1 protein-coding gene and 1 pseudogene are annotated in these 2,166 nt (G+C 29.6%); both read right to left on the reverse strand.

All coding sequences use genetic code 11. The features are described from left to right. Positions 1-118: 118 nt before the first annotated feature. Entirely contained in the window at positions 119-1,300 is a 1,182-nt protein-coding gene (gene tadA / locus KKC53_02710) for a Flp pilus assembly complex ATPase component TadA (protein ID MBU2598079.1), read from the reverse strand. Then, positions 1,297-2,064, reverse strand: a pseudogene (locus tag KKC53_02715) (AAA family ATPase). The gene tadA and the pseudogene KKC53_02715 overlap by 4 nt, the downstream one beginning before the upstream one ends. Between the last annotated feature and the right edge of the window lie 102 nt (positions 2,065-2,166).

A 2,166-nucleotide genomic window follows, 5' to 3' on the forward strand; every position in this document is an offset into this window, starting at 1 on the left:
GTTTCTCTTTTCATTTTAGTTATAAGTCTTTTGTTCATCTCAGTTCTTATTTCACTTATTACCATCACGACCAAGAAAGCAACAGTAGCAAAAAGTATTGAAATAGTTATATTATTCATCAAAAGACCTTCCTTGTAATAAACTTAGAATTTGCATCAAGTTTCTTTTCTACCTCTACAATTTTGACTATTTTCCTTTTCTCTTCAGCTCCACCTTTGAGTTGAACAATTATATCTATTGCTCTGTAAATCAGTTCGCTCATAGTAACTGTCGGAATGTTTGCTCCAATAGTTGCATAAGTTCTTAATCTATTTAATGCATCAATTGGACTACTTGCATGTATAGTGCAAATTGAGCCAGGATGTCCGGTATTTAAAGTGTTTATTAGTGTAAATGCGGCTTGTGGGTCTCTTACCTCGCCTAACACTATTCTTTTTGGCGTAAATCTAAGTGCATTTTTTAAAAGTCTTTCCTGTGTAATATTTTCTATGCTCCCTCTATCTGATTCTCTTACCCTTAGATAATCAACATTTTTTCTTTTAAGTTTTAGCTCTGGGGTGTCCTCTATAATAGATAACCTCTCTTTTTCAGGGACTTCTTTTAAAATTGCGTTAGCAAGGGTGGTTTTTCCAGTTTCAGTTCCGCCAGATATTAGTACATTTTTTCTATCTCTTATACTATTTATTAAGTAATTCATCTCATCTTTTGTCATCATCTCTCGTTCATATAATCCCTCTAAACTTACATCAAGCAAATTCAAATTCCTGATAGTTATTGCAAGCTTGTCTGCAACAGTTGGAAGTGTAATATTTACTCTTGATCCGTTATACAATATTAAATCGCACATAGGATGTGAGACTGAAACTGTCTTGTTTTTTTGGGCAAGGATCTTGTCTTTTATTTTTTCAACCTCTTCAATACTTTTAAAACTTTGATATTCATAAATACTTCCATCCATTGTGTCATATACTACTTCAGTATCTCGCACAAAAATATTAATAACATCTTCTCTATTTATTAGATCCTCTAGAATACCTAGACCAAAAATTTCTTCAAAGATTACCTTTTTTAAATAAGATTTTTCTTTTTCATCTACCAAAAGTTTATTTCTGCTTAGATACTCTATTAATTTTTCTTCTAAAAGATTTTCAATCTCTTCTTTTGTAAGAATAGAACTAGAAAATTTTTGATCATCAGCAATCTCACTTCTTATCACATCCACCATATTATCTATATTTTTATCTCTGATATTTCCATTAAAATCTATTGATTTTTTATTAAAATATTCTTTCAATTTCATTTTTTCTTCTTTATTTTAATTATTTTAAATAATCCCCTTTCTTTCTTAGGCTTTTTTGCCTCTGGAAAGAGTTTTTTAAATATTTTTTCACAACCCTTCAAGACACTACTTTTAGGTATGGAGCTTGCTAATCTATTAATCTTAGCTCTGTATGTATTGTCGTATTTGATCTTTTCAAAAACCTCATAGCCCAAAACATCTTTAATTTGAGATTTATTTATATTGTCAAATACATCATATTTATTTAAAACAATTTTTATCTTATCGGATAAATCAACATCTGCTCTTTCTTTAATTAAACTTAAATTAGTGTTTAAGTTTGAGATACAAGAAACATCAGGTTCTAAAATGAATAAAATATAATCGCTTTCATTTAAAAGTTGAATGCTTAAAACTTCCATATAAGGACCGTGATCTAAAATTATTAGGTCATAAAGCATTTTTGCATTATAAAGTACTTCATTTAATTTACCTATATCCCCTATCTCCTCACCTATTACAGCATCTGGAGGGCCCAAAAGTACATCAAAATATTCATCTTTAATCTTATGAACACAATAAGGAAGCCTCTTAGGATTCATAATGGCAGTAAAAACATTTTTGTTTGAATCTAAATTTAGAATTGAGGAAAGAGAACCAGGATTCTTATTTAACTCCCACAGGAGCGTCTTTGTCTTATATCTACCTGATATTTTTGCAAGATTAAGTGCAATAGATGTTTTTCCTGTTCCACCCTTAAATGAACATACTGATATTATTTTCATTTTTCACCTTTTTCAAATACAATTTTGAATCCTTTCAATTCTTCAAGCATTGCAAGTTCCTTTGCAGTATCTCTATCTACTTCTATCAAAATTGTAATTACA

The sequence above is a fragment of the Actinomycetota bacterium genome (assembly GCA_018830725.1).
Classification (GTDB): domain Bacteria; phylum Actinomycetota; class Humimicrobiia; order JAHJRV01; family JAHJRV01; genus JAHJRV01.